The organism is Nguyenibacter vanlangensis (genome assembly GCF_013376155.1).
GTDB classification, from domain to species: Bacteria; Pseudomonadota; Alphaproteobacteria; order Acetobacterales; family Acetobacteraceae; genus Gluconacetobacter; species Gluconacetobacter vanlangensis.
In genome coordinates this window covers 1-5508 of sequence record NZ_JABXXP010000159.1, presented here as the reverse complement: position 1 = coordinate 5508, position 5508 = coordinate 1, and the positions used below count along the sequence as shown (strand labels likewise).

The 5508-nt window shown below is 66.5% G+C and carries 7 protein-coding genes; 4 read left to right on the top strand and 3 right to left on the bottom strand.

All coding sequences use genetic code 11. From position 1 onward, the window contains the following. The coding region (locus tag HUK84_RS09475) for a septal ring lytic transglycosylase RlpA family protein (protein ID WP_317135269.1) at window positions 1-357 on the bottom strand (357 nt) is incomplete at its 3' end. A gap of 8 nt (window positions 358-365) precedes the next feature. After that, window positions 366-1349 (bottom strand): lytic murein transglycosylase, encoded by a 984-nt coding sequence (locus HUK84_RS09470; protein ID WP_176640074.1) that lies wholly within the window; start codon window positions 1347-1349, stop codon window positions 366-368. Window positions 1350-1625: 276 nt separating this feature from the next. Between HUK84_RS09470 and HUK84_RS09465 the strand changes: the two genes are divergently transcribed. Both HUK84_RS09465 and HUK84_RS09460 read left to right on the top strand, forming a co-directional pair. After that, window positions 1626-2201 (top strand): DedA family protein, encoded by a 576-nt coding sequence (locus HUK84_RS09465; RefSeq protein ID WP_176640075.1) that lies wholly within the window; start codon window positions 1626-1628, stop codon window positions 2199-2201. Continuing rightward, window positions 2198-3298 (top strand): D-alanine--D-alanine ligase, encoded by a 1101-nt coding sequence (locus HUK84_RS09460; RefSeq protein WP_176640073.1) that lies wholly within the window; start codon window positions 2198-2200, stop codon window positions 3296-3298. The genes HUK84_RS09465 and HUK84_RS09460 overlap by 4 nt, the downstream gene beginning before the upstream one ends. A gap of 126 nt (window positions 3299-3424) precedes the next feature. Here HUK84_RS09460 and HUK84_RS09455 read toward each other — a convergent pair whose 3' ends face one another. Then, window positions 3425-3901 carry an MlaD family protein gene (locus tag HUK84_RS09455; protein WP_176640072.1) on the bottom strand — a complete coding sequence of 159 codons (477 nt, stop codon included), beginning with the start codon at window positions 3899-3901 and terminating at the stop codon, window positions 3425-3427. A 116-nt stretch (window positions 3902-4017) separates the two neighbouring features. Between HUK84_RS09455 and HUK84_RS09450 the strand changes: the two genes are divergently transcribed. Together HUK84_RS09450 and HUK84_RS09445 are read left to right on the top strand one after the other, a co-directional pair. After that, on the top strand, window positions 4018-4860 hold the full coding sequence (locus HUK84_RS09450) for an undecaprenyl-diphosphate phosphatase (RefSeq protein WP_176640071.1): 843 nt from the start codon (window positions 4018-4020) through the stop codon (window positions 4858-4860). 8 nt (window positions 4861-4868) lie between these two features. Continuing rightward, window positions 4869-5508 (top strand): GDSL-type esterase/lipase family protein (locus tag HUK84_RS09445; RefSeq protein ID WP_176640070.1); only part of this gene is annotated, 640 nt, incomplete at its 3' end.

The following is a 5508-nucleotide window of genomic DNA, read 5'->3' as shown; positions in this document are numbered from 1 at the left end:
GGGGCCGCGGTCATTGACCCGCACCGTGATCTCGCGCCCGTTTTCCAGGTTGCGCACCGTGACGATGGCCGGCAGTTGCAGCGTGGCATGGCTGGCCGTCATGGCACCGGCATCGTAATGCTCGCCATCCGTGGTGACGAAGGGCGTGCGGTCGGCGTCGGCCACCGCCAGGCCCGTGGCCTGATAGGCGAAATCTTCCTGCGGATAGCGCCAGACGCCGCCCATCTTGTAGGGCGCACCCACCACGTAATGCGGCGCGGCCGGCGGCAGTGGCGGTTCGGCACGGCGGTGGCAGCCCGCGAGCCCGAGGACCAGCAGTTCCATGGCAAGCAGGCCCGCGAGGCGTGGGCGCGTCACAGGGCGCGTCACGTCACGTCGCGACCCAGCAGGCCGACCGCCAGCGCGTAGAAATCGGACGGGTTGTAGCGCCTGATGACAGAGAAATTGCGGTATACCATGAACGCCTCGCCGCCTGGCCCGTCGGGGCGGATCACCGCCCCCCTGATGTCGGTGCGCGAGAAGCGCCGCCCGTCCAGGCGCGTGACCCCGCGATCCATCCATTCGCCCAGCGTGCGGATCGCGCCGCGGCCCAGTTCGGATTGCGCGAGCACGGGGGGCACCGCGATTTCCTGCCCCCAGGGTTCGCCCGGCACCCAGCCGCAGCGGCCCAGATAATTGGCGATCGAGCCGAAGACGTCGGGCTCGCTGGTCCAGATGTCGCGGCGGCCGTTGCCGGCATAATCGACCGCGTAGCGCAAATAGGCGCTGGGCATGAATTGCGGCTGCCCCATCGCGCCGGCATAGCTACCGGTCATGTTTTCCGGCGCGACGTCGCCGTGGTCGAGGATGCGCAGCGCGTTCATCAATTCGGCGCGGAAAAAGGACGCTCGCCTGCCGTCATAGGCCAGGGTGGCCAGCGCGTCGGTGATGCGAAAGCTGCCCGTCCGGGTGCCATAGGCCGATTCCAGGCCCCATATGCCCATCAGCGGCTGCGGATCGGCGCCGTAACGCCGGCTGACCGCGCTCAGCAGCCCCATCCGCATGGCGGATGCCGCCTTGCCGTCGGCCAGCTTCTTGGCGGTCAGGACGCGCTGGCGGTACTGTGCCCAGGTCAGGGTGAATTCCGGCTGATGCTGGTCCAGTTGCAGCACGCGTGCATTCGGCGCCTCGAGCGCCAGCGCCCGGCCGACGATGGACGGCGACAGGCCCTGGGCGAGGGCGTCGGCACGGATGCCGGCCAGGAAGGCGGCGTAGGATCCCGCCCCGGATGCGCGCGCGCGAAGGGGCGCCGCGGCGGCTAGCACGGCGCCCGAAGCGGCCGAAATCAGAAAATCACGACGTCCTGTCATGGGGAAATCTGTGCCACATTCCCCGGCAGGCTTTCAATCCTCGCCGCCAGGCTCTCATGATTTGTCTCATGATTTATCACTGGTCCGCCCCCATGATTTGTCGGTGGCGGCGAAGCGTGCGACAAGGACCCGCGACCGGGGCGGCGATCGTCGCCCGAATGCCCGCGCGGAACGGGCCCCGTGAGCGAAAGGCTTGGGCGAGAGGCTTGATGCAGTGAGGATTTCGACCCGTCCGCCCCGGCCGAACCGACGGCCGGCCGCCCGTTCTTCATGATGATGTTCTCCTCTCTCCCCCCTCTTCTGGCCGATGCCACCAATTCGCCCCTGTTTCAGGCGGCGGTGATCATCGTCGCCACCTTCATCCTGGAAGATGCAGCGACCATCCTGACGGCAATGGAGGTGCAATCGGGACCGGTCGCCATGCCGCTGGCGCTGGGGGCGCTGTATGTCGGCATCGTCGTCGGCGATCTGGGGTTGTACGGCCTGGGGCGCCTGGCGGCGCTCTGGCCGCCCGCGCGGCGGTGGGTCAACCTGCCGAGCGGCCATGACGGGCAACGCTGGTTCGCCCGCAACGTTTTTCGCATCGTCTTCATCAGCCGCTTCATCCCCGGCGCGCGGCTGCCGCTCTATACGGCGTGCGGCTTTTTTCACGCCAGCATCGCCCGCTTCGCCGCAGCCGCGGTCATGGCGACGCTGATCTGGACAACGCTGCTGTTCGTTGTATCGCTTAGGGTCGGCCAGTTTCTGATCGACCATCTGGGCGAATGGAAATGGCTGGGCATGGCCGGTTTTGCGCTGACTATCCTTCTTGTCGGCCGGATCGTGGCCAGTGTGCGGAGTCCGTCCCGATGAACCATGCCTCGACCGCCGCCCCTGCCCCGGCCAATCCTGCGCAGCCGGCATCGCCGCTGTCGATGTTCGAATTCTGGCCGGGCTGGGTCTTCTATACCCCGATCGTGCTGTACTGGATCGCCATGGGGGTGCGGCACCTGGATTTCAGCCTGCCCACGGCGGCCAATCCGCGGATCGAGACCGGCGGCCTGTGCGGAGAGAGCAAGACGGCCATCCTGGACATGGCCGGCGAGACGGCCGGACGCTGGATCGCGCCCTACACCACCATGACCACCACCGGTTCCGCCGAGGACGCGGCGGCGGCGCGGCAGGCGCTGGCGCAAGCCGGGCTGGCGCTGCCGATCGTGCTGAAGCCCGATATCGGCTGCAACGGCACCGGCGTGAAGCTGGCCGCCACGCCGGCGGAGCTGGCCCGGGCCGTGGCGCAGTTTCCGCCCGGCACGGACCTGATGCTGCAGCGGCTGATCCCCTTCGAACATGAGGCCGGGGTGTTCTATATCCGCCATCCGGACGAGCCGCGCGGGCGGATTACCTCACTGACCTATAAGGAAGCGCCGGTCATCGTCGGCGACGGACGGTCCACCGTGCGGCAACTGATCGACGCGGACGCACGCACCGGGCTGGTGCCGCATTTGTACCTGCCGCGCCTGGGCGCGCGCGTGCATGACGTGCTGCCGGCCGGAGAGCCGATGCGGCTGGTCTTTGCCGGCAATCACTGCAAGGGGTCGATCTTCCGCAACGGCGCGTCCGACATCACCCCTGCCCTGACCGAACAGATCGACCGGATCATGCAGGATATTCCGGATTTCCATTTCGGCCGGATCGACCTGAAATTCGAATCCATCGCCTCGCTGCGCCTGGGCCGGGGGTTCGAGATCATCGAGATCAACGGCGTCGGCTCCGAGGCGACCCATATCTGGGATTCGCGTACGACGCTGCGCGAGGCCTACGCCGCGCAGTTCAACCACTACCGGGAGACGTTCCGAATCGGCGCCAAAAAGAAGAAGGCCGGATGGCGTTCCAGCGGCGCGCTGACCATGCTGCGCTCGTGGCGTCGGCAACGGAAATTGCTGGCGTCCTATCCGATGAACGACTGACGGTCCGGTCGAATCTCAGAGCGAATCTTGGGGGCGAATCGGACGTCTCAAGCGGATCGTGATTTGGCGGACCGACGTCATCACGTGAAAATGCTCGGCAAAACAAATGTCTTGGGCATGCGCGGGTCAATCCGATCCTGGCATCGAATCGGAGGGCAGGCCGCCATTACCGAAGATGTAATTGCTGACCTGCTGTTCGAGACTGACGGCCTCTTGCGCATTTGTGATGACGGCGCCGGGGGCCAGGTGGGTGGGCGCCTTGCCGGGCTGGACCATCAGCGCGTCCTCGTCCGTCATGGTCGCGCTGCCGATCGTCACCGCGCTGTCGGCCGGAAGCTGCAGGGCGCGGTCGACGGTGAAGCCGACATTGGCCATGGCGCTGACCGGATCGAGGGTGATGGCGGTGACGCGGCCGACCGGCACGCCCGCCAACTGGACCTCGGCCCCAACATGCAGCCCGTTGGCCGATATGAACCGGGCGGTCAGGTGGTAGCGGTCATGGCCCAGATCGACCTGCGACGCGCGGGCATAGGCGTAGAACGCCCCGGCCACCAGCAGAACCAATCCGCTGAACACGATCGCGCTGCCATTTTCTCGCGCCAAGCGCTCCTCCTGCTCCATTCCGTGCCGGACTTCGGCCCCGGCGCACGCTATCCGCTTGCCGAAGGCCAGGAAAGTAAGGCACCACAATATTGTAATTCACCATGGACGGCCGGACAATGACACTCATCCAAGCCATAGTGATCGCCATTCTTCAGGGGGCGACGGAATTGTTCCCCGTCAGCAGCCTGGGACATGCCGTGATCGTCCCTGCCCTGCTGGGCTGGGTGGTCGACCCGAGCGGCGACATGTTCCTGCCGTTTCTGGTCATGCTGCACCTGGGCACGGCAATCGCGCTGCTGGTCTTCTTCTGGAAGGACTGGGCCGCGATCGCGCGCGGCATCTCCGGCCGGGACGGCAGCCAGCGCCAGGCCGAGAGCATCCATATCGTGGCGCTGCTGGTGGTCGCGACCATTCCGGCGGTCATTATCGGCTTTTTGCTCGAACATTGGCTGCGCACCCTGTTCGGAACGGCGCGCTTTGCCGCGATCTTCCTGTTCCTGAACGGGTTGCTGCTGCTGCTGACCGAACGGATCAAGGCGCGGCAGTCCATGACCGAGGGCGGGGCCATCGCGTCGCTGACCTATGCCGACGCCGCGATCATCGGGCTGTGGCAGTGCGCAGCGTTTTTTCCGGGCATTTCGCGTTCGGGCGCCACGATCATCGGCGGGCTGTTCCGCAACCTGAACCATGAAGGGGCGGCGCGCTTCTCGTTCCTGATGGCGCAGCCGGTGATCTTCGCGGCGACGGTGCGCGAGGCCATGCATCTTCGCCATGTTGCCGTCCCGCAGGGCCAGATGCAGTTGGCCGCGATCGGCGCCGTCGTCGCCGCGATCACCGCCCTGGCCAGCACCGCATTCCTGATGCGCTATTTCCACAACCATGAAAAATGGGCGCTCAGCCCGTTCGCCTATTACTGCCTGGCGGTCGGCGCCGCGTGCTTTTTCTATCTGGGCCGGTGATCCGCGACATGGTCCGGCGTCTGACCGCCCCCCTGCCCCTGTTGCCCCTGCTGGCCCTGCTGGGCCTGGGGGCGGCCGCCCCGGCCAATCTGGCGGTGCAGCCCATATCGCGCATGGATACGCCCTGGTGGCACCAGCGCTTCGCGGAAAAACAGGACGAGATCGCGCATGGCCGCTACGACCTGGTCTGGCTGGGGGATTCGATCACCCAGAACTGGGAGCGGCGCGGCCCCGAGGACTGGCGGGATTTCGCCCCGGTCTGGCAGCATTATTATGGTGACCGGCATGCCATCAATCTGGGATTCAAGGGGGACAGCACGTGCCATGTCCTGTGGCGCCTGGCGCATGGCGAGTTGGAGTTCCGCACAGCGCCGCGCCTGTTCATCGTCCTGATCGGCGCCAATAATTTCGGCCATGTCCATACCGACGCCCGCCAGACCTATGCCGGCATCGTGCGGATCGTGGACCAGATTCATGCCCGCCTGCCGGCGACGCAGGTGCTGCTGCTGGAGGTGCTGCCCTCCATCAGGTCGGCCTGGGTGAGCGAGAATACGCGGACCCTGAACCGCATGATGCTGGCCGAGGTCCGGACCGGCCGGCCGTGGCTGCATCTGCAGGATGCCGGCGCGGCGCTGGAGCGCGACGGCG